Origin of the sequence: Streptomyces roseoverticillatus, assembly GCF_000719265.1 — a bacterium.
Taxonomy (GTDB): domain Bacteria; phylum Actinomycetota; class Actinomycetes; order Streptomycetales; family Streptomycetaceae; genus Streptomyces; species Streptomyces roseoverticillatus.
Window position 1 is genome coordinate 48,953 of record NZ_JOFL01000008.1, and the last position, 19,061, is coordinate 68,013.

General features: G+C 73.7%; 21 protein-coding genes. 13 read left to right on the top strand and 8 right to left on the bottom strand.

The window, feature by feature from the left end:
* Positions 1–193: 193 nt before the first annotated feature.
* The gene (locus IF61_RS0111165) at positions 194–1,171 is read right to left on the bottom strand and encodes a VldE C-terminal domain-containing protein (protein ID WP_030366153.1); all 978 of its coding nucleotides are present in this window, start codon (positions 1,169–1,171) and stop codon (positions 194–196) included.
* Between the two features lie 89 nt (positions 1,172–1,260).
* Here IF61_RS0111165 and dapE point away from each other — a divergent pair, with 89 nt between their 5' ends.
* Positions 1,261–2,340, top strand: coding sequence for a succinyl-diaminopimelate desuccinylase (gene dapE / locus IF61_RS0111170; RefSeq protein ID WP_030366154.1), 1,080 nt, complete (start codon positions 1,261–1,263; stop codon positions 2,338–2,340).
* Between the two features lie 78 nt (positions 2,341–2,418).
* Complete coding sequence (locus tag IF61_RS0111175) at positions 2,419–3,168, top strand: LOG family protein (protein ID WP_030366155.1); 750 nt, start codon at positions 2,419–2,421, stop codon at positions 3,166–3,168.
* Between the two features lie 169 nt (positions 3,169–3,337).
* On the opposite strand, the gene folP is transcribed toward IF61_RS0111175, so the two are convergent.
* The gene (gene folP, locus IF61_RS0111180; protein ID WP_030366156.1) at positions 3,338–4,237 is read right to left on the bottom strand and encodes a dihydropteroate synthase; all 900 of its coding nucleotides are present in this window, start codon (positions 4,235–4,237) and stop codon (positions 3,338–3,340) included.
* A gap of 97 nt (positions 4,238–4,334) precedes the next feature.
* Between folP and IF61_RS0111185 the strand changes: the two genes are divergently transcribed.
* Both IF61_RS0111185 and IF61_RS0111190 read left to right on the top strand, forming a co-directional pair.
* Positions 4,335–4,718: a DivIVA domain-containing protein gene (locus tag IF61_RS0111185; RefSeq protein WP_052392622.1), complete on the top strand. Its 384-nt coding sequence runs from the start codon at positions 4,335–4,337 to the stop codon at positions 4,716–4,718.
* A 53-nt stretch (positions 4,719–4,771) separates the two neighbouring features.
* A complete protein-coding gene (locus IF61_RS0111190) occupies positions 4,772–5,302 on the top strand; it encodes a DNA-3-methyladenine glycosylase I (RefSeq protein ID WP_211264873.1) in 531 nt (176 codons plus the stop codon).
* 24 nt (positions 5,303–5,326) lie between these two features.
* Here the strand turns inward: IF61_RS0111190 and chcB are convergent, their stop codons facing one another.
* Complete coding sequence (chcB, locus tag IF61_RS0111195; RefSeq protein ID WP_030366159.1) at positions 5,327–6,127, bottom strand: 2-cyclohexenylcarbonyl CoA isomerase; 801 nt, start codon at positions 6,125–6,127, stop codon at positions 5,327–5,329.
* Positions 6,128–6,447: 320 nt separating this feature from the next.
* Here chcB and IF61_RS34065 point away from each other — a divergent pair, with 320 nt between their 5' ends.
* Positions 6,448–6,615 carry a DUF3117 domain-containing protein gene (locus IF61_RS34065; RefSeq protein ID WP_009997451.1) on the top strand — a complete coding sequence of 56 codons (168 nt, stop codon included), beginning with the start codon at positions 6,448–6,450 and terminating at the stop codon, positions 6,613–6,615.
* A 130-nt stretch (positions 6,616–6,745) separates the two neighbouring features.
* Here IF61_RS34065 and IF61_RS0111205 read toward each other — a convergent pair whose 3' ends face one another.
* The gene (locus IF61_RS0111205; protein ID WP_078660131.1) at positions 6,746–7,411 is read right to left on the bottom strand and encodes an O-methyltransferase; all 666 of its coding nucleotides are present in this window, start codon (positions 7,409–7,411) and stop codon (positions 6,746–6,748) included.
* 165 nt (positions 7,412–7,576) lie between these two features.
* On the opposite strand from IF61_RS0111205, the gene sigE reads away from it, so the two are divergent.
* From sigE to IF61_RS0111235, 6 genes are all read left to right on the top strand, one after another.
* On the top strand, positions 7,577–8,353 hold the full coding sequence (gene sigE, locus IF61_RS0111210; RefSeq protein WP_078660132.1) for an RNA polymerase sigma factor SigE: 777 nt from the start codon (positions 7,577–7,579) through the stop codon (positions 8,351–8,353).
* Complete coding sequence (locus tag IF61_RS0111215) at positions 8,350–9,147, top strand: zf-HC2 domain-containing protein (protein ID WP_078660133.1); 798 nt, start codon at positions 8,350–8,352, stop codon at positions 9,145–9,147. Before sigE ends, IF61_RS0111215 begins: the two co-directional genes overlap by 4 nt.
* 109 nt (positions 9,148–9,256) lie before the next feature.
* Positions 9,257–11,275, top strand: coding sequence for a S1C family serine protease (locus IF61_RS0111220; RefSeq protein ID WP_030366163.1), 2,019 nt, complete (start codon positions 9,257–9,259; stop codon positions 11,273–11,275).
* A gap of 162 nt (positions 11,276–11,437) precedes the next feature.
* Positions 11,438–11,893: a sec-independent translocase gene (locus IF61_RS0111225; RefSeq protein WP_030366164.1), complete on the top strand. Its 456-nt coding sequence runs from the start codon at positions 11,438–11,440 to the stop codon at positions 11,891–11,893.
* Between the two features lie 118 nt (positions 11,894–12,011).
* Entirely contained in the window at positions 12,012–12,707 is a 696-nt protein-coding gene (locus tag IF61_RS0111230; protein WP_030366165.1) for a hypothetical protein, read from the top strand.
* A 119-nt stretch (positions 12,708–12,826) separates the two neighbouring features.
* The gene (locus IF61_RS0111235; protein ID WP_030366166.1) at positions 12,827–13,018 is read left to right on the top strand and encodes a YegP family protein; all 192 of its coding nucleotides are present in this window, start codon (positions 12,827–12,829) and stop codon (positions 13,016–13,018) included.
* A 47-nt stretch (positions 13,019–13,065) separates the two neighbouring features.
* Here the strand turns inward: IF61_RS0111235 and IF61_RS0111240 are convergent, their stop codons facing one another.
* The 3 genes from IF61_RS0111240 to IF61_RS0111250 are packed head-to-tail and all read right to left on the bottom strand — an operon-like array spanning position 13,066 to position 16,160.
* The gene (locus IF61_RS0111240; RefSeq protein WP_030366167.1) at positions 13,066–14,223 is read right to left on the bottom strand and encodes an Mrp/NBP35 family ATP-binding protein; all 1,158 of its coding nucleotides are present in this window, start codon (positions 14,221–14,223) and stop codon (positions 13,066–13,068) included.
* A gap of 43 nt (positions 14,224–14,266) precedes the next feature.
* The gene (locus IF61_RS0111245; RefSeq protein ID WP_030366168.1) at positions 14,267–14,875 is read right to left on the bottom strand and encodes a DUF1003 domain-containing protein; all 609 of its coding nucleotides are present in this window, start codon (positions 14,873–14,875) and stop codon (positions 14,267–14,269) included.
* Entirely contained in the window at positions 14,865–16,160 is a 1,296-nt protein-coding gene (locus IF61_RS0111250; RefSeq protein WP_030366169.1) for a magnesium transporter MgtE N-terminal domain-containing protein, read from the bottom strand. The genes IF61_RS0111245 and IF61_RS0111250 overlap by 11 nt, the downstream gene beginning before the upstream one ends.
* A 159-nt stretch (positions 16,161–16,319) precedes the next feature.
* Between IF61_RS0111250 and IF61_RS0111255 the strand changes: the two genes are divergently transcribed.
* The gene (locus tag IF61_RS0111255) at positions 16,320–17,075 is read left to right on the top strand and encodes a hypothetical protein (protein WP_030366170.1); all 756 of its coding nucleotides are present in this window, start codon (positions 16,320–16,322) and stop codon (positions 17,073–17,075) included.
* 408 nt (positions 17,076–17,483) lie between these two features.
* Here IF61_RS0111255 and IF61_RS0111260 read toward each other — a convergent pair whose 3' ends face one another.
* Positions 17,484–18,005 carry a hypothetical protein gene (locus IF61_RS0111260; RefSeq protein ID WP_030366171.1) on the bottom strand — a complete coding sequence of 174 codons (522 nt, stop codon included), beginning with the start codon at positions 18,003–18,005 and terminating at the stop codon, positions 17,484–17,486.
* Between the two features lie 82 nt (positions 18,006–18,087).
* Here IF61_RS0111260 and IF61_RS0111265 point away from each other — a divergent pair, with 82 nt between their 5' ends.
* Positions 18,088–19,041 (top strand): DMT family transporter, encoded by a 954-nt coding sequence (locus IF61_RS0111265; protein WP_052392624.1) that lies wholly within the window; start codon positions 18,088–18,090, stop codon positions 19,039–19,041.
* The last annotated feature ends 20 nt before the right edge of the window (positions 19,042–19,061 follow it).

The following is a 19,061-nucleotide window of genomic DNA, read 5'->3' on the forward strand; positions in this document are numbered from 1 at the left end:
AATGCGTCGCATTATCTGTCCCCCTAATAGCGGGGCAAAACGGGCGCGCGGTATGCACGTCGGGAAGGCTTACAAGCCTTTAGTCACAAGGAATTTCCGAGAAAGCCGGACGCCTGGGACTGGCGATGCCCGGCAATCGCGCGGGGCTGTTGTGCATACCCCCGGTGGGGGGTGCGCTCGCACTCCTGAGCGTCTACGGGGCGGTCGTGATCCGTACCTCGAGCGAGGCGTTCCCCGCCGAATTCCCCCGCTCCGCAGGGCCCTTGGCGCCCTTGTCCGCGAGCCAGCCCTTCCGCGAATCCGCCGCCGTCCACACCCGGCCGCCGAAGGACACCCGCTCGATCCGCAGCTCCGTCGCGTGCGCCACCGCCCACGAGGCCAGCTGCCAGCCGCGCCGCTCCCGGCCGCCCTCGGCCGGCTCGCCCGGACCGGGCGACTTCTCCGGCACGGGCACCGACAGGGTCCGCGCCGCGGCACCCCCGGCCGCGCCCGCACCGCTGCCGCTCCCGGCCGCGAGCGTGTCCGCCGCCGGGACCGCCACCGCGCCGAACTCCCGGCGCAGCTTGGCCCGCACCGCCGTGACATCGCCCTTCTTGCCGTCGCTCGGGCTCGTCGTGCAGGTGAACGCCGCCGCCTCCCGGCCCGTCAGCGCGGACGACAGCAGCGACGCGTCCGGCTCGTGCTTGGCGTACGCCTGCGGGAAGCCGCTGCGCTGCACCTTCTGCGCGGCCACCGTCAGCGGCAGCCGCGAGTAGCCCGGCACCTCCACCAGGTGGTCGTAGAACTTCCCCGCCGCGTACACCGGGTCCGTGATCTGCCGCGCGCTGCCCCAGCCCTGCGTCGGCCGCTGCTGGAACAGCCCCAGCGAATCCCGGTCGCCGTGGTGGATGTTGCGCAGCCCCGACTCCTGCATGGCCGTGGCCAGAGCGATCGTCACCGCCCGCTCCGGCAGCCCGCGCTCGGCCCCCACGGCCGAGATCGTCGCCGCGTTCACCGCCTGCTCGGGCGAGAGGGCGTACGACGCTCCGTCGGCGCGCACCGTGCAGCGCGGCGCTCCCGGGCCGCCCGTCACCAGCTGGGCGATCCCGTAGCCGATCAGCGCGAGCAGCACGGCACAGGCGGCCACGATGCGCAACATTCGGCCACGTCGGGTGACGAAGATCCGGGACATGCCGCCCACGTTACTGGAGAGTGCCGACGCCGCCCGGGCCCCACCCTCCGGCCCCGCCCCGCCCGCACCGGCCGGGCTAGAGTCGCCGCATGGATGACGCCGCACTCGACCTGTCCCTCGACGCCGCCGCCCTCACTGCCCGGCTCGTCGACGTCCCGTCGGTCAGCGGAAGCGAGAAGACGCTGGCCGACGCCATCGAGAACGCCCTGCGCGCGCTGCCGCACCTGACGGTGGACCGCCACGGCAACAACGTCGTGGCCCGCACGAACCTGGGCCGCTCCGAGCGCGTCGTGCTCGCCGGCCACATCGACACCGTCCCCATCGCCGGCAACGTCCCCTCCCGGCTGGACGAGGACGGCTTCCTGTGGGGCTGCGGCACCAGCGACATGAAGTCCGGCGTCGCAGTCCAGCTGCGCATCGCCGCGACCGTGCCGGAACCCAACCGCGACCTGACGTTCGTCTTCTACGACAACGAGGAGGTCGCCGCCCACCTCAACGGCCTCGGCCACATCGCCGACGCCCACCCGGAGTGGCTCGCCGCCGACTTCGCCGTCCTCCTGGAACCCTCCGACGCCCAGGTCGAGGGCGGCTGCCAGGGCACCCTCCGCGTGCACCTGCACACCACCGGCGAGCGCGCCCACTCCGCGCGCAGCTGGATGGGCAGCAACGCCGTCCACGCCGCCGCGCCCATCCTGGCCAGGCTCGCGGCCTACGAGCCGCGCCGCCACGTCATCGACGGCCTGGAGTACCGGGAAGGGCTCAACGCCGTCCGCATCGAGGGCGGCGTCGCCGGCAACGTCATCCCCGACGCGTGCACCGTGACCGTCAACTTCCGCTACGCGCCCGACCGCAGCCCCGCGGAGGCCCTGGAGCACGTGCGCGAGGTCTTCGCGGACTGCGGCGTCGCCGGGCTCGTCGTGGACGACGAGTCGCCCGGCGCGCTGCCCGGGCTGTCCCACCCCGCCGCGGCCGCGTTCATCAAGGCCGTCGGGGGCACGCCCAAGCCCAAGTTCGGCTGGACCGACGTCTCCCGCTTCAGCGCGCTCGGGGTGCCCGCCGTCAACTACGGCCCCGGCGACCCGACCCTCGCCCACAAGCGGGACGAACGCGTCCGGGCTTCTCTCATCAACGACTGCGAGGAGCGGCTGCGGGCCTGGCTGGCCGGCTGACCTTCCGGTGACCTGCCGGAGAGCCGTGCGCATGGGCCTACGCTGAACAGCAACGATCTGCAGCGGAGGGAGCACGGCATGGCACATCCCGAAGGATCGCGCGCGCAGCGGGAGCAGCGCCGGGGGCCGGTGGTACGCCGGTACGGCCAGATGCAGGCGGGCACCACGGACCAGCACCTGCTGGACACCAGAGGAGCCGCGGACTGGGTCCACGAGGACCCCTTCCGGGTGATGCGCATCCAGTCCGAGTTCGTCGAGGGCTTCGGGGCCCTCGCCGAACTGCCACCCGCCATCAGCGTCTTCGGCTCCGCCCGCACGCCGCGGAACTCTCCGGAGTACGAGGCCGGCATCGCCATCGGGCGCGGGCTCGTCGAGTCGGGCTTCGCGGTCATCACCGGCGGCGGGCCCGGCGCGATGGAGGCCGCGAACAAGGGCGCGACGGAGGCCGGCGGCGTCTCCGTCGGCCTCGGCATCGAACTGCCCTTCGAGCAGGGGCTCAACCCGTACGTCAACCTGGGCGTCGACTTCCGCTACTTCTTCGTGCGGAAGACGATGTTCGTGAAGTACGCGAGCGGGTTCGTGGTCCTGCCCGGCGGACTCGGCACGCTGGACGAGCTGTTCGAGGCCCTCACCCTCGTCCAGACCAAGAAGGTCACGCGCTTCCCGATCGTGCTCTTCGGCTCCGCGTACTGGAGCGGCCTGGTCGACTGGTTCCGCGACACCATCGTCGCCGAGGGCAAGGCCGGCCCGCACGACCTGCACCTCTTCCACGTCACGGACGACGTGGAGGAAGCGGTGCGGCTGGTGACGAAGGAAGCGGGGATGTAACCCACCGCCTCCGGCGGTCCCGGTGGCGTGCCGCCGTTGCGGCGGGCATCCATGCTCCGCCGCAGCGGCGCGCAACCACGACGAGCCGGTCCGGCGGTGCCGGACTCGCCGTGGTTCTCAGGCGAGCCCTTGCCCGGCCACCGCAGGTGCCCGGTGGCCCGCGACGCCGTCAGGCCAGACCGCGCCGGGCCACCGCCGGCGGGCGATGGCCCGCGATCGAGGCCACCATGTCCAGCACCTGCTTCGTTTCCGCCACCTCGTGCACGCGGTAGACCTGCGCGCCCAGCCACGCCGAGACGGCCGTCGTCGCGAGCGTGCCCAGGACGCGCTCCTTCACCGGCTTGTCCAGCGTCTCGCCGACGAAGTCCTTGTTCGACAGCGAGACCAGCACCGGCAATGGGGTATCCCCTGCTCGAGCGAAGCCGAGAGCTCGGGGAACCGTCTCCGCCATCTCGCCGAGCCGGCGGGTCGCCTCCAGCGAGTGCCGGGTGTTCTTCCCGAAGTCGTGCCCCGGGTCGATCATGATGCCGTCGCGCCGGACGCCCAGCGCCACCGCGCGCTCCGCCAGCCCCAGCGTGACCCGCAGGACGTCCGCCATCACGTCCTCGTACTCCACCCGGTGCGGGCGCGTGCGCGGCTCCGCGCCGCCCGCGTGCGTGCACACCAGGCCCGCGCCGTAGCGGGCCGCGACCTCGGCCAGCTTGGGGTCCACCCCGCCCCACGCGTCGTTGAGCAGGTCGGCGCCCGCCTCGCACACCGCCTCGCCCACGTCGTGCCGCCAGGTGTCGACGCTGATCACCACGTCCGGGTGGCGCCGGCGGACCTCGGCCACGAAGCCGACCGTGCGCCGCGCCTCCTCCTCGGCGGTCACCTCCTCGCCGGGGCCCGCCTTCACCCCGCCGATGTCGACGATGGCGGCGCCCTCCGCGACGGCCTGCTCCACCCTGGCCAGGGCGGGCTCGTCGCCGAACGTCGCACCCTGGTCGTAGAAGGAGTCCGGCGTCCGGTTGACGATCGCCATGATCACCGGCTCGTGCGCATCGAACTCGCGTCGTCCCAGCCGCAGCATGTCCCTACTCCCTCTCGGTGGTCCGCCAGCGACCTTAACTGTCAGTGCGGCATGGCACGATCGGGGTGGACCGAATCGCAGTCCGTGTTCCGGGGAGATGGTCGTGTTCTGGTTCCTGCTCATCGCGCTGGTCGTGGTGGTCGCCGCGGTCGCGCTGTTCGTCGCCGGCGGCGGGAGCGGCGCGGCGCTGCCCGAGGCCGCCGCCGACCGGACGGTCTGGCCGCTCCCCGCCGACCGCCCCATGGCCCGCGCCGACGTCGACACCCTGCGCCTGCCGGTCGCCCTGCGCGGCTACCGCATGGCCGAGACGGACGAGGCGCTGGACCGCCTGGGCGCCGAGCTCGCCGAGCGCGACGCCCGCATCGCCGAGCTGGAGGCGGCGCTGGCCGGGGCGCAGGCCGCGGCCATGGGCGGCGGCGCGCAGGCCAAGGGCAGGGCCGGGAGCGGCGATGGCGACGACGAGGGGGAGAAGAAGGCGTGAGCGGCACCCTGATCACCGGCCCGGACGGCCTGCGGCGCTGCCCGTGGGGCGGCATGGAAGCCGAGTCCGCGGCGGACTACCGCGTCTACCACGACACGGAGTGGGGCCGCCCCGTGCACGGCGACGACGCCCTCTACGAGCGGATATGCCTGGAGGCCTTCCAGTCCGGGCTGTCCTGGCTGACGATCCTGCGCCGCCGCGAGGGCTTCCGTGCCGCCTTCGCCGATTTCTCCATCGCCAAGGTGGCGGCCTTCACGGACGCCGACGCGGAGCGGCTGCTGGCCGACGCCGCCATCATCCGCAACCGCGCCAAGATCACGGCCACGATCGCCAACGCGCGGGTCGCGGCGGAGTGGGCGCCCGGCGAGCTGGACGCCCTGATCTGGTCGTACGCCCCGGAGCCGGCCGCCGCACCGCGCACGGCCGCCGACGTCCCGGCGACGACACCGGAGTCGACGGCCCTGGCCAAGGACCTCAAGAAGCGGGGCTTCCGCTTCATCGGGCCGACGACGGCGTACGCGCTGATGCAGGCGTGCGGGTTGGTGAACGACCACCTGGCGGGGTGCCACGCGAGGAAGGGCTGAGAACCGAGCCCGGTCCGTACGGGATCAGCGGCCGACGAACCTCGGCTTCTCCTTCTTCAGGAACGCGTCCACCGCGATGGCGTGGTCCTCCGACGCGCCCGCACGGCCCTGCAGCTCGTCCTCCTTGGCCAGGGCCTCGGCCAGCGGCCGGCCCGCGCCGTAGGCGAGGGACTCCTTGATCGCGGCGTAGGCCGCGGTCGGCCCCTCGGCGAGCCGCCGGGCCACGGCCTCCGCCTCCGCGGCCAGCTCCGCGGCCGGGACGACCCGGTTGGCGATGCCCAGCTCGTACGCCTCCTGGGCGGGCACGGCGCGCGGGAAGAGCAGCAGGTCGGAGGCGCGGCTGTGGCCGACGAGGCGGGGCAGCGTCCAGGAGACGCCCGAGTCGGCGGTCAGGGCGACGCCCGCGAAGGAGGTGTTGAAGGCGGCGGTGTCGGCGACGACGCGGTAGTCGGCGGCGAAGGCGAAGCCCGCCCCCGCGCCCGCGGCGACGCCGTTGACGCCCGCGACCACCGGCTTCGGCATGCCGGCGATCGCCGTGACGATGGGGTTGTAGTGCTCCTCGACCGTCGTCATCGTCAGCCGCGTGCCGTTCTCCCGGTCGGCGGCGAGCGATTCGACGTGTTCCTTGAGGTCCTGTCCGACGCAGAAGGCGCGCCCGGTGCCAGTGAGCAGTACCGCCCGTACGGCGGGGTCCGCGCCGGCCCGCTGCAGGGCGTCGCGCAGGGCGGCCTTCGTGTCGGTGTTCAGTGCGTTCATCGCATCGGGACGGTTCAGCGTGATCGTCGCGAGTCCGTCCGTCACCTCGTACAGCACGGAGTCGGCCATGGTGCGTTCCCTCCCTCGTCGCAAGCCCCGCGGGCGGCGTTCAGGGCTCAGCATGCCGGAGATCACCGGCCGCCGATATGTGACCTGCGTCAAAGAATCCGGCCATGGAATCGGGGCCGGGGTGGCGCAGTATCGCAGTCCGATCGCCGAATTGAGTGGTTTTGCGCGATCGCGTTGCCGAAGGGATACGGACCGATGTTGTTCATTGGGTCACGCGATGCGAGATAATGGCCTGGAAGCAATGTGTTCGATGCCGGTGACGCGGGCCTGTCGTGGGGCCGTCGGCTGACGATGAGCTGGTTTCAGGAAGGGGAACGAGCATGGCGGCCATGAAGCCGCGGACGGGCGATGGCCCGCTCGAGGTGACCAAGGAGGGGCGGGGCATCGTCATGCGGGTTCCGCTCGAAGGCGGCGGTCGGCTCGTCGTCGAGCTGACCCCGGATGAGGCCGAGGCCCTCGGAGACGCCCTGAAGAAGGTTGTCGGCTGACACACGCCGAACCACCGTTCTTACGCTGCCCCGGCAGCCGGTCCGCACCGGCTGCCGGGGCAGCGGTGCATCCGGGGCCGGGGCGCGCCCGGGGAGCCCGGGGCCGTCCGCGTGCCGCGCCCGCGCGGGCTCAGCCGCGCCGCGCGGCGCACAGCAGCCCGTCGCCCACCGGCAGCAGCGACGGCACCAGCACCCGGGACTCCCGCACGGCCCGCAGCAGCTCGCGCAGCCGCTGCACCTCGGCGGGCTGGACGGCCGCGTCCACCGTGCGGCCGTCGGCGAAGACGCCCTCGAAGCAGACGAGGCCGCCCGGTCGCAGCAGGCGCAACGATTCGGCTAGGTAGTCCAGGCACTCCAGCCGGTCGCCGTCGCAGAACACCAGGTCGTATCCGCCGTCGGCCAGGCGCGGCAGCACCTCCAGGGCGCGGCCGGGGATGAAGCGCGCGCGGTTGCCCGCGAAGCCCGCGGCGCGGAACGCCTGCCGGGCGAACTGCTGGCACTCGGGGTCCGCGTCCACCGTGGTCAGCACGCCGTCGGGCCGCATGCCGTGCAGGAGGTGGATGCCGGAGACGCCGGTGCCCGTGCCGATCTCGGCCACCGCCTTGGCGTCCACGGCCGCCGCGAGCAGGCGCAGCGCCGCGCCGGTGCCGGACGACACCGAGCGCAGGCCTGCCTCCACGGCCCGGTCCCGGGCCCAGCGCAGCGCCTCGTCCTCGGCGACGAACGCATCGGCGAACGCCCAGCTCGTCTGCCGGTTGCCGGTAATGGCCCTCTCCTGTCCCCGTAGTCGACGCAACCGTGACTGTATCCGCTGACCACGGGAACCCGCAGATGGGACCGTGCGTTGAGGAGAAGGGGCGAGGGAGGGAGGGCCCCCGGGAGGAGATGCCGGGAAGGACGAGGGGATCAAGGCCAAATGCAGGTCAAAATTCCTTATCCGGAGCTAACGGGCGGGATGGATATGGTAGGGGCTCTACTGGACACCACCAGAGCCGACAGGGGAGGTGCGGCTGCGGCCGACGACCGTCGGGGAGTGCTGAGGCGCTTTCGCAGGTCTGCCGGCGAGCCGAAATCCGTGACCAAGACCGCTGACCGTTCGCGCGCCACCGATTCCGCACAGACCGCGACCTTCGCCACCGATGCGGACTCGCAGGCGTGGACGCCTCCCACCTGGGAGGAGATCGTCAGCACGCACAGTGCCCGCGTCTACCGCCTGGCCTACCGCCTCACCGGCAACCAGCACGACGCCGAGGACCTCACGCAGGAGGTCTTCGTCCGGGTCTTCCGGTCGCTCTCCACCTACACCCCCGGCACGTTCGAGGGGTGGCTGCACCGCATCACCACCAACCTCTTCCTGGACATGGTCCGGCGCCGCCAGCGCATCCGCTTCGACGCGCTCGGCGAGGACGCCGCGGAGCGGCTCCCCAGCCGCGAGCCTTCCCCCCAGCAGCACTTCAATGACACGCACTTCGACGCGGACGTCCAGCAGGCGCTGGACACGCTCGCCCCGGAGTTCCGCGCCGCCGTCGTCCTGTGCGACATCGAAGGACTCTCGTACGAGGAGATCGCCGCGACGCTCGGCGTGAAGCTCGGCACGGTCCGCAGCCGCATCCACCGCGGCCGTTCCCACCTGCGCAAGGCGCTCCAGCACCGCTCGCCCGCCGCCCGGGCCGAGCAGCGTGCCGTGGCGGGTGTGGCCGCCGGCGTTCCTCTGGGTGGGGAGGTCGGGATCGCGTGACCGGTTCAGGCGGTCAGTCCCCCGCCGAGCTTCATCTCGGCGACCGCCTCGCGGCCCTGGTCGACGGGGAGTTGGGACACGACTCTCGGGAGCGGGTGCTGGCGCACCTCGCCACCTGTTGGACCTGCAAAGCGGAAGCCGACGCCCAGCGCCGGCTCAAAAGCGTGTTCGCGGAGGCGGCGCCCCCGCCGCTCTCCGAAAACTTCCTGGCCCGGCTCCAGGGCCTGGCGGGCGGCGATCCCCACGCCCCCCTCGGCGCCGACCGCGACGGCCCGGAGGGCCGCGAGGGCGCCGGAGGGCCGGGAAAAGCCGGCCCCGCCGCCAGGGCTGAGGCCCTGGCGCCCCTCGGGCTGCTCCCCGGCGGCGTCCGGCCCGGCGCCCGGCCCCGCGAGGGCGGCTTCCGGATCCATGAGATGCCCGAGCCGCCCCGCGGCGGCATACGGGGGCGCCGGATCGCCTTCGCCGCCGCCGGAGCCGTCTCGCTGGCCGCGTTCGCCCTCGGCGGCGCGTCGCCGCTGACCTCGGTCACCGGGCCCCAGGGCCCGCGCGCCGAGAACCCCCGCACGGCGACCACCCCGCTCTCGGCCCCGTCCGGCGGCGCCCGCGACGAGCGCCGGCGCCTCGCCCGCACCGCCTCCCAGGGCGGCTCGTCGGCAGGACCCGGCTCGTCCGCCGCCGTTCCGGTGCGGGAGGTCTCCCTGCTGCGCCCGTCCGCCGCGCCCCCGCTGCCCCCGCTGATACGCACGGGCCACTCGGCACCGGGCGCGCCCCCGGCGGACACCGCCCGGCGCTGATCCCCCGCGCGGGCCCCCTGCGCACGCCCGCGCAGACCTGGTTGAATTCCAGTGGGCCGCGCATCCCTCCGGCGATGCCGTGCGCCCTCCGGCGAACGGTGGGGAGAAGATGGACGAGGGGAAGACGCGGGCCACCGCGCCCAGGCCGCAGTGGTGGAGCCGCCCGCGCCCTTCCGCTGCCGCGGAGGAGCGTGAAGGCCCGCAGTTCCTGGACGAGGCCCAGGCCCCCGGCCCGGCGACCCCGCCGGAAGCGGAGACGCGCCCCTTGCCGGCGTACGGCCAGGAGGCCGGGGCCTCCGGCGCGCCCGCCTCGGGTCCGGATGCGGCCTCGGGCACCGCGCCCACGCCCGAGCAGTCCGCCCAGGACGCCACGTGCCGGCTGCCCGCGTACGGGCAGGGTGCAGCGGCTGCCGCCGCGCCCGCCGCCGGGCCGGGCACCGGCCCCGGCGCCGCACCCACGCCCGGCCCCTCCGCCCAGGACACCACCCGCCCCCTGCCCGCGTACGGGCAGGAGTCCGCGGCTGCCGCCGCGCCCGCCGCTGGACCGGACGTCGCTCCCGGCGCCGTACCTGCACCCGGCTCCTCCGCCCAGGGCGCCACTCGCCCGCTGCCCGCGTACGGGCAGGATGCCGCAGCTGCCGGCGTGCCCGCCCCCGGCTCCTCCGCCCAGGACGCCACCCGCCCCCTGCCCGCCCACGGGCAGGAGCCCGCGGCCTCCGGTGGGCCCGGGCCGGAGGCCGGTCCGCTGCACGTCCCCGATCCCTACGGCACGCCTCCCTACGGGCAGCCCGGGCCGTGGGCGCCCGCGCCGCCCGTGCAGCGGCCGGTCACGCCGCCGCAGGGCACGGTGCTGCCGCCCGTACCGCCCATGGGCATGACCCCGCCCCACGGCACCCCCGTGCCCCCGCCGCCCTACCCGCACGGGGCGCATCCCACGCCGCCGCCCGCCGGGCCGTGGCAGTACGACCCCTGGGCCGCGCACCCCGCCGGGCCGGTCGGCGAGCCCCGCCGGGAGGGCGCGCCGCGCCGTGGGCGGCTCGTCGCCGGGGCCCTGCTCGTCGCACTCGTCGCCGGCGGCATCGGCGGCGGAGTCGGCGCGTTCCTGGAGCGGGACGGCACCATCGGGCGCCACGTGGAGCTGCCCCAGGCCGGCGCCGACCGCTCGGCCCGCGCGCCGGGCAGCATCGCGGGCATCGCCGCCCGCACCCTGCCGGGCGTGGTGACGATCCACGTCCGCGGCGGCAGCGACCAGGGCACCGGCACCGGCTTCGTCCTCGACAAGGAGGGCCGGATCCTCACCAACAACCACGTCGTGGAGCCCGCCGGGTCCTCCGGCGACATATCGGTGACCTTCAACAGCGGCCAGACCGCGAAGGCCACCGTCGTCGGCCGGGACAGCAGCTACGACCTAGCGGTGATCAAGGTGTCGGGCGTGTCCGGGCTGACCCCGCTCGCCCTCGGCAACTCCGACTCCGTGCGCGTCGGGGACTCGGTGATCGCCATCGGCGCCCCGTACGACCTCGCGGGCACGGTCACGACGGGCATCATCAGCGCCAAGGAGCGCCCGATCACGGCCGGCGGCCAGAAGGGCGACGGCAGCGACGTCAGCTACGTCGACGCCCTGCAGACCGACGCCCCGATCAACCCGGGCAACTCGGGCGGCCCGCTGGTGGACTCGGAGGCCCGGGTCATCGGCATCAACAGCGCCATCCGCTCCGCGGGCGACAGCGGCGAGCTCGGCGGCGGCCAGGGCGGCAGCATCGGCCTGGGCTTCGCCATACCGATCAACCAGGCCAAGCGGGTCGCCGAGGAGCTCATCAACACCGGAAGGGCCACGCACCCGGTCATCGGCGTCACCCTGGACATGGCGTATTCGGGTGACGGCGCGCGGGTGAACACGAAGAACGGCGACGGCCCGGCGGTCACCCCCGGCGGCCCCGGCGACAAGGCGGGCCTCCAGTCGCGCGACGTGATCAAGAAGGTCGACGGCATGGCCGTGCACAGCGGCCAGGAGCTCATCGTCAAGATCCGCAGCCACCGGCCGGGCGACCGGCTCACCCTGACCGTGGAGCGGGACGGCACGGAGCGGTCGGTCGGCCTGACCCTCGGCTCCGCGAGCGCCCGCTGAGCACCGCGGGGCCCGCAGGGTTCCGTACGGTTCCGCGGGGTTTCGCCCTGACATCGCCTTTGGCCTGATGTTGGCCCAGGTGTATCCCTTAGGCCCCGCCGGGCCAGGTACCGTGATAGGTGGCCTGGACCGTCGGCCATTGACGCATCAAGGAGCTTCAACGTGCTCGACATAGGACCCCTCGAGCTGGTCGCGCTCGTGGTGCTCGCTGTGCTCATCTTCGGACCGGACAAGCTGCCGAAGATGATCCAGGACGTGTCGCGCACGCTGCGCAAGATCCGGCAGTTCTCCGAGAGCGCCAAGGAGGACATCCGTTCCGAGCTGGGCCCCGAGTTCAAGGACTTCGAGTTCGAGGACCTCAACCCGAAGACCTTCGTCCGCAAGCACGTGCTCGACAAGGACGAGCTCGGCCTGAAAGAGATCCGGAACGGCTTCGACCTCAAGGCGGAGATGACCGACGTCGCCGACGCCGTGCACGGCCGTACGGGCGACGCCGCCGCCTCCGGCTCCGCGCCGTCCGCCCCGAACGACGGCTCGCCCGCCCGCCCGGACCTGCTCAAGAAGCGCGACAAGCCCGAGCCGGGGGAGCGTCCTCCGTTCGACTCCGACGCCACCTGAGTTCCGCGCATCCCGTGCGCCATTGACGGGGGTGGCTATCCTCCCTGTGTTTGGGGTGAAGTCGTCCGAGGGGGGCGGGCTCGCCCAGGACACCGGGCAACGAGGAGGCGCCGCGCAGATGGAGACGACGAGTCGGGTTGGGGCTCAAGGGGCCGGTACGGCCGACGCGTCCGCCGCGGACGCCGCGGCGCGGAACGCGGAGGGCGCGCCCGGCACCCGGCGGACGGTCGACGGCTATCTGCTGGCCTCCTTCCCCTGGTACGGCCTGGACGAGGCCTACACCGGCCCGCGCTGGCTGATGCAGGTCGGCTCCGCCGCCGACGGGACCGTGGAGCACGGTGCGACGGGCCACGGCGAGGAGCCCACGCTGCGCAGCGAGCGGGCGGATCCGCACGCCGCCAAGCAGCGCTTCGCGGTCGTCGTGACCGTGGCCAGCCGCCCCGGCCGGCGCAGCGCCGACGGCACGGGCGTCCTGGAGGCCACCTCGGTCTCCTCGGCGGCCTGGCTGGCCGGATCGGGGCTGCTGTCGTGCACGTGGCCCGCGCAGATGGAGCGCGCCCTGCGGCAGGACTGGCTCGACCAGCAGACGGCCCTCGCGTGGGAGCTGGCGGACCACCTGGACGACTCCGCGTGGTCGACGCTGTCGCTCCCGGTGGACGGCGTGCCGACGGACTTCCGCTACCGCGAGTCGGAGTACGGCTGGGTGCTGGCCGGCTCGGCGGAGGGGGTCCACATCGGGGCGTACGGCCGGGGCATGAGCGCGTACGGCATGGGCTTCTCGGTGATCAAGGACATCACGGCCTACCGGGGCTGACCCGGGCCGGATCACGCCGGGGCGGCCGGGTCACCCGCCGGGCCCGCCCCGGCTGCGCGCGCCGCCGCGCCGGGCTTGAATACCCGGCAGGGGGCAGCACTCGGAGAGGTGAGCGCGCCATGACAGGCAAGTTCGAGATGTACGAGGACAAGTCCGGTAAGTACCGCTACCGGCTGAAGGCGGGCAACGGCGAGATCATCGCGGTCGGCGAGGCGTACAACAGCAGGTCGGCCTGTGAGAAGGGCATCGAGTCCGTGAAGCAGAACGCGGCCGGGGCGCCGGTGAAGGACCTGGGGCACCAGGAGAAGTAGCCGGCGTGCTGCCGGCGGGCCCGCTCACGGGCCCGCCGGCACGCCCGTCAGAACTTGTTGCGCGGGGTGATGCCCAGCGACATCCCGGACAGGCCGCGCTGGCGGCCGCCGAGCTTGCCCGCGATCGCGCGCAGCGCCGCGCCCGCCGGGGACTCGGGGTCGGTCAGGACCACCGGCTTGCCCTCGTCGCCGCCCTCGCGCAGGCGGACGTCGATGGGGATCGAGCCCAGCACCGGCACGTTCGTGCCCGTCGTGCGGGTGAGGCCGTCGGCGACCACCTGGCCGCCGCCCGTGCCGAAGACGTCGACCATCTCGTCGCAGTGCGGGCACGGCAGCCCGGACATGTTCTCCACGACGCCGACGATCTTCTGGTGGGTCTGCACGGCGATCGAGCCGGCGCGCTCGGCGACCTCGGCGGCCGCTTGCTGGGGCGTCGTTACGACGAGGATCTCGGCGTTCGGCACGAGCTGCGCGACGGAGATCGCGATGTCGCCGGTGCCCGGCGGCAGGTCGAGCAGGAGGACGTCCAGGTCGCCCCAGTAGACGTCCGCGAGGAACTGCTGGAGCGCGCGGTGCAGCATCGGGCCGCGCCACACCACCGGGGCGTTGCCCGGGGTGAACATACCGATCGAGATGACCTTCACGCCGTTCGCCGACGGCGGCATGATCATGTTCTCGACCTGGGTGGGGCGGCCGTCCGCGCCGAGCATGCGCGGGACGGAGTGGCCGTAGATGTCCGCGTCGACGACGCCGACCTTCAGGCCGTCGGCCGCCATGGCCGCCGCCAGGTTGACCGTCACGGAGGACTTGCCGACGCCGCCCTTGCCGGACGCCACCGCGTACACCCGGGTCAGCGAGCCGGGCTTGGCGAAGGGCACCTCGCGCTCGGCCGTGCCGCCGCGCAGGGAGGCCGCGAGCTCGCGGCGCTGCTCGTCGCTCATCACGTCGAGCCCGACCGTCACGCCCGTGACGCCCTCGACGCGCGCGACGGCGTCCGTCACGCGGCTGATGATCGTCTCCCGCATGGGGCAGCCGGAGACCGTCAGGTAGACCTCGACCGCCACGGAACCGTCCGCCGCGATCTCCACCGATTTGACCATCCCCAGTTCGGTGATAGGTCGCTGGATCTCGGGGTCGTTCACCGTCGCGAGCGCGGCCCGGACCGCGTCCTCGCTCGGGGACGTTCCGTTCGTGTCGGTAGCCATACGGAGATGGTACGGCGCGCGAGGGGGCCTCCGGAAAGGGCCGTCAGCGGTCGCGTTCCTCACTCTCCGCGGGGAATATCCGGCGCTGTTCGAGTTCCTTGACGAGTTCCTGGAACTCGGAGCGGATCCAGTCGCGGGTGGCCACCTCGCCGAGGCCCATCCGCAGCGAGGCGATCTCCCGGGTCAGGTACTCCGTGTCCGCGATCGACCGCTCGTTCTGCTTGCGGTCCTGCTCCAGGTTGACCCGGTCGCGGTCGTCCTGGCGGTTCTGCGCGAGGAGGATCAGCGGCGCCGCGTAGGAGGCCTGCAGCGACAGCATCAGGGTCAGGAAGATGAAGGGATAGTTGTCGAACCGCAGGTGCCCGGGGACCGTGGTGTTCCACACCACCCACAGCACGATGACGACCGTCATCCAGACGATGAACCGCCCCGTCCCCAGGAAGCGCGCGATCCGCTCCGACGTCCGCCCGAACGCCTCCGGGTCGTACTCCGGCAGCCAGGTGCGCCGCCGGACCCGCGGCAGGTCCAGGCGGACGCGCGGCCGCGGGTGGGGGTGCGGGTGCACCGCCTCCGACTGCGCCCGTACGCGCTCGGCGCGGTCGGGCCGGTGCCCGGGCCGGTCGGTCTCGCGCCCGCGGTCGTTACCGGCCATCGGCGGCCTCCGGCAGCTCGGTCATGCCCGGTGCCCCGTGGTGCAGCTCGGTCTCGCGCCAGTCGTCGGGCAGCAGGTGGTCCAGGACGTCGTCGACGGTGACCGCGCCCAGCAGGGAGCCGCTCTCGTCGACCACGGGCGCGGCGACCATGTTGTACGTGGCCAGGTAGCTGGTGACGGCCGGCAGGGGGGTGCCCGGCGGGAGGGGCCGCAGGTCGGTGTCCACGATCGAGCCGACGAGGGTGAAGGGCGGGTCGCGCAGCAGCCGCTGGAAGTGGACCGTGCCCAAGTACTTGCCGGTGGGGGTCTCGTCCGGCGGCCGGCACACGTACACCTGTGCGGCCAGGGCGGGGGAGAGGTCGCGGTTGCGCACCCGCGCGAGGGCGTCGGCGACGGTCGCGTCCGGGCGCAGCACGATCGGCTCGGTGGTCATCAGGCCGCCCGCGGTCCGCTCCTCGTAGGCCAGGAGCCGGCGCACGTCCGCCGCCTCGTCCGGCTGCATGAGGGTCAGCAGCCGCTCCTTGTCGTCCTCCGGGAGCTCGGAGAGCAGGTCGGCCGCGTCGTCCGGGTCCATGGCCTCCAGGACGTCCGCGGCGCGCTCCTCCTTGAGCTTGCCGAGGATCTCGATCTGGTCGTCCTCCGGGAGCTCTTCCAGGACGTCCGCGAGCCGGTCGTCGTCGAGCGCCGCCGCGACCTCGCCGCGGCGTTTGGGGGAGAGGTGGTGCAGCACGCTCGCGAGGTCGGCGGGGCGCAGCCGCTCGAAGGTCGCGAGGAGGCTCGCGGCGCCCTGCCCGTGCTCCTCCAGGGAGAAACCGGTGACCGCCGACCACTCGACCGTGAGCGTCTCTCCCTTGCGGCGCAGCGTCCCGCCCTTGCCGCGGCGCACGAAGACCTTGTCGATCTCCCAGTCGCGGCGGGCCGGCAGCTGGATGATCGCCACGTCCAGGACGGTCACCTCCTCGTCCCCGTCGACCAGGCGCACGCGCCGGTCCAGGAGCTCTCCGAGGACCAGCGTCTCGGTGGCGCGCTGCTCGAAGCGGCGCATGTTGATCACTCCTGTGGTGATCACCTGGCCGGACTCCACGCCCGTCACCCGGGTCATGGGCAGGAAGATCCGGCGGCGGCTGACGACCTCCACGACGAGGCCGAGGACGCGGGGCGGGCGGCCGCCGACGCGCAGCATCGCGACGAGGTCCTGGACGCGGCCGACCTGGTCGCCGTTGGGGTCGAAGACCGCCACGCCCGAGAGGTGTGACACGAAGACCCGGTGGGCGCCTGCCGCCATGCCGCACACCTCCTCCGTGGTCCGGTGTCCGGTTCAGGCTAACGTGACCGGCTTCTCCCCGGCGCGGGAGAGGGGGCCGTCCGGACTGCCGGCTTCCGCCTGTGCCGCGCACGGGTACGCTGCCCCGTGTTCCCCGGCTGAACAGGAGGCAGGAGCGACGTGCGTACCCGGAAGGCTGCTCTCGTGGGAGCGCTCTGCGCCGGCCTGTCCATGGCGCTCACCGCCTGCGGCGGCGCGGCGGAGGACCCCGACGCCGGGACCAACGGGGTCGGCAAGCTCGAACCCGCGAAGATCCAGGACAAGGCGCGGACCGCGGCGCGGGACGCCTCGGCCGTCCACCTCTCCGGCAGCGTCGTCAGCCAGGGGCGCACGTACAAGCTCGACATGCGGCTGAAGCGGGACGGGGGGACCGGCCGGGTCGCCTCCGACGCCAGCACGTTCGAGCTGCTGCGGATCGGCGACGAGCTCTTCCTGAAGGCGCCGGCGGCGTTCTGGTCGCGGGGCGACAAGGGGGACGGCGCCGCGGCCGCGGGCAAGCTGGAGAAGAAGTACGTCAAGGTGCCGGCCGGGGACCCGGCCTACACGCAGTTCAAGGGCTTCACCGACAAGAACGTCCTGCTGGACGGCCTCCTCGGCCTGCACGGCAAGCTCGCGCGGGGCGACCACGGCACGGTGGCCGGCGCCCGGACCATCCGGGTCGACGGCGCGGGGGGCTCGGGCGGGACGCTCGACGTCTCGCTGATGGGCGAGCCGTACCCCCTGCGCGTCCAGCGCGCGGGCGGCGCGGGGCAGCTGGAACTGTCCGACTGGGGCAAGGACTTCGCCCTGGCGGCGCCGCCGCAGCAGGACGTCGTCGACTACGGCAAGCGGATCCCCTCCGGGGAGGGTGCGGCGTTGCCGGGCGCGGCGAAGTAGCCCTGTAGCGTCCTGGCCGCGCCCCTTTCTCCCGCCGCGACGGCGAGACGCCCGACGGCGGTGCCCGGCGGTGCCGGGCTGTGCGCAGCCCTTGTGCAGGGCCGGTCCGGCGCCGCCGGTTCAGGGCCGTATCGGCTGAGTGCCGTGGCGGCGGAGTGCATGGGGTGCGCGGCGGCATGTTGTGAGCGCAGGTTCTTTGCCGGCGCCCGGCTCGCTCCCGCCGCGACGGCGAGCAAGTACCGAGGACGCGTCCGGCGGTGCCGGGTGGCGCGCAACTCTTGGGCAGGGCCGGTCCGGCGCTCTTTGCCGGCGCCCGGCTCACTCCCGCCGCGACGGCGAGCAAGTACCGAGGACGCGTCCGGCGGTGCCGGGCGGCGGCAACCCTTGGGCAGGGCCGGTCCGGCGCGCCTAGCGCCTGCCGCGCCCCCTCCGGAGGAGCTTCGGCAGGGCCGCCGGCATCGGGTGCCGCGTCGTGGCCGGGGTCGGGAGGGGGACCGCGGTCAGGGCCGTGTCCGGGAGGGGCGCCGTAGCCCCCGACGGCTCCAGGCGAAGGACGCGGCAGTCCTTCGCCCACCGCTCGGTGACCCGCTCCGCATCGGGCGCGTTCAGCCGCTTCGCCTTCAGCTCGCCGACCGCCGCCTCCCACGCCTCGCCGCCCGCCGGCAGCTCCACGACGCGCGCGGCCCAGGACACCAGGCGCCCGCCCTTGTCCTTGCTGCGGACGGTCACCGTCGCCTCGCCGCCGTCGGCGAGCCCGAGCCCGTCCAGCGGCTGCTCGCCGGGCCCGCCCACGACATGGGCAGCACCCTCGTGCCACACGTGCCACAGCGCACGGCTCGGCCCCAGCGGGCCCCGCACCCAGATGAGGCCGGACTTCTTCGTGGCCTCCTCGATGAGCGCCTGGTCGAGCAGCTCCTGCGTCTGTGTCATGCGGTCTACTTTATTCGGCGGTGCGTGCGACCAGGAGATCTACCCTGGACGCGTGACCAGTGCCCGTACGTGCCGTGAAGCCTTGCCCAAGGCGAGTGAGGCGGCCCCCAGCCCCCGACCCCGGCCCCACCCCACCGTCCGCACGGACCTGCTCCTGCTTGCGGTGGCCATCTCGGGCATCTCCCTCTCGGCCCCGCTGATCGCGGCGACCGCCGCCCCCGCACTGGCCATCGCCTTCTGGCGCAACGCCATGGCCGTGGGCGCCCTCACGCCCCTCGCCCTCACCCGGCACCGCGCCGAGCTCTTCTCCCTGGGCCGCCGGAACCTGCTCCTGGCCGTGGCCGCCGGCGCGCTGCTGGCCGTGCACTTCGGGGTGTGGCTGCCGAGCCTGCAGATGACGTCGGTCGCGTCCTCGACCGCCCTGGTCACCACGACCCCGATCTGGACGACTCTCCTGATGCGCCTGCGCGGCCACCGCCCGCCCGCGCTGGTGTGGGCGGGCACGGCCCTCGCGTTCCTGGGCGTCGTGATCCTGACCGGCGTCGACCTGTCCATGTCCTCGCGCGCCCTCGCCGGGGACGCGCTCGCCCTCTCCGGCGGCATGGCGGCCGCCGGCTACGTGCTGCTGGGCGCGGAGGTGCGCCGTACGGTCGGCACGGTCACGTACAGCTACGTCTGCTACGGCACGACGACCGTCCTGCTGCTCGCCACCTGCCTGGTCTCCGGCGCGTCCCTCGGCGGCTACAGCGGCGGCACCTGGCTGAAGCTGGCCCTGCTGACGGTCACCGCGCAGCTGCTCGGGCACTCGCTGATCAACCGCGTGGTCAAGGGCCTCGGCCCGTCCGTCACCTCGACGGCGATCCTCCTGGAGACCCCGGGCGCGGCCCTGATCGCGGCGCTGTGGCTGGGGCAGACCCCGCCGGTCGTCTCCTACCCGGCGCTGGCGGTGATCATGGCCGGCCTGGGGCTCGTCATCATGGCCGACCGTGTCGCGAAGAAGAGCTGGAGAAGAGAAGAAGAGCTGGAGAAGAGCTGAGGGACGGCCGGGGCGGACCG

What these genes read in the sequence shown, in the direction of transcription:
- IF61_RS0111190 (WP_211264873.1), top strand. Translation starts at nt 4,772, where the DNA reads ATGGAAGCCGAGTCCGCGGCGGACTACCGCGTCTACCACGACACGGAG.
- sigE (WP_078660132.1), top strand. Translation starts at nt 7,577, where the DNA reads ATGGTAGGGGCTCTACTGGACACCACCAGAGCCGACAGGGGAGGTGCG.
- IF61_RS0111240 (WP_030366167.1), bottom strand. Translation starts at nt 14,223, where the DNA reads ATGGCTACCGACACGAACGGAACGTCCCCGAGCGAGGACGCGGTCCGG.
- IF61_RS34065 (WP_009997451.1), top strand. Translation starts at nt 6,448, where the DNA reads ATGGCGGCCATGAAGCCGCGGACGGGCGATGGCCCGCTCGAGGTGACC.
- IF61_RS0111230 (WP_030366165.1), top strand. Translation starts at nt 12,012, where the DNA reads ATGGAGACGACGAGTCGGGTTGGGGCTCAAGGGGCCGGTACGGCCGAC.
- IF61_RS0111165 (WP_030366153.1), bottom strand. Translation starts at nt 1,171, where the DNA reads ATGTCCCGGATCTTCGTCACCCGACGTGGCCGAATGTTGCGCATCGTG.
- IF61_RS0111260 (WP_030366171.1), bottom strand. Translation starts at nt 18,005, where the DNA reads ATGACACAGACGCAGGAGCTGCTCGACCAGGCGCTCATCGAGGAGGCC.
- IF61_RS0111175 (WP_030366155.1), top strand. Translation starts at nt 2,419, where the DNA reads ATGGCACATCCCGAAGGATCGCGCGCGCAGCGGGAGCAGCGCCGGGGG.
- folP (WP_030366156.1), bottom strand. Translation starts at nt 4,237, where the DNA reads ATGCTGCGGCTGGGACGACGCGAGTTCGATGCGCACGAGCCGGTGATC.
- IF61_RS0111250 (WP_030366169.1), bottom strand. Translation starts at nt 16,160, where the DNA reads ATGGCGGCAGGCGCCCACCGGGTCTTCGTGTCACACCTCTCGGGCGTG.
- IF61_RS0111235 (WP_030366166.1), top strand. Translation starts at nt 12,827, where the DNA reads ATGACAGGCAAGTTCGAGATGTACGAGGACAAGTCCGGTAAGTACCGC.
- dapE (WP_030366154.1), top strand. Translation starts at nt 1,261, where the DNA reads ATGGATGACGCCGCACTCGACCTGTCCCTCGACGCCGCCGCCCTCACT.
- chcB (WP_030366159.1), bottom strand. Translation starts at nt 6,127, where the DNA reads ATGGCCGACTCCGTGCTGTACGAGGTGACGGACGGACTCGCGACGATC.
- IF61_RS0111220 (WP_030366163.1), top strand. Translation starts at nt 9,257, where the DNA reads ATGGACGAGGGGAAGACGCGGGCCACCGCGCCCAGGCCGCAGTGGTGG.
- IF61_RS0111185 (WP_052392622.1), top strand. Translation starts at nt 4,335, where the DNA reads ATGGTCGTGTTCTGGTTCCTGCTCATCGCGCTGGTCGTGGTGGTCGCC.
- IF61_RS0111245 (WP_030366168.1), bottom strand. Translation starts at nt 14,875, where the DNA reads ATGGCCGGTAACGACCGCGGGCGCGAGACCGACCGGCCCGGGCACCGG.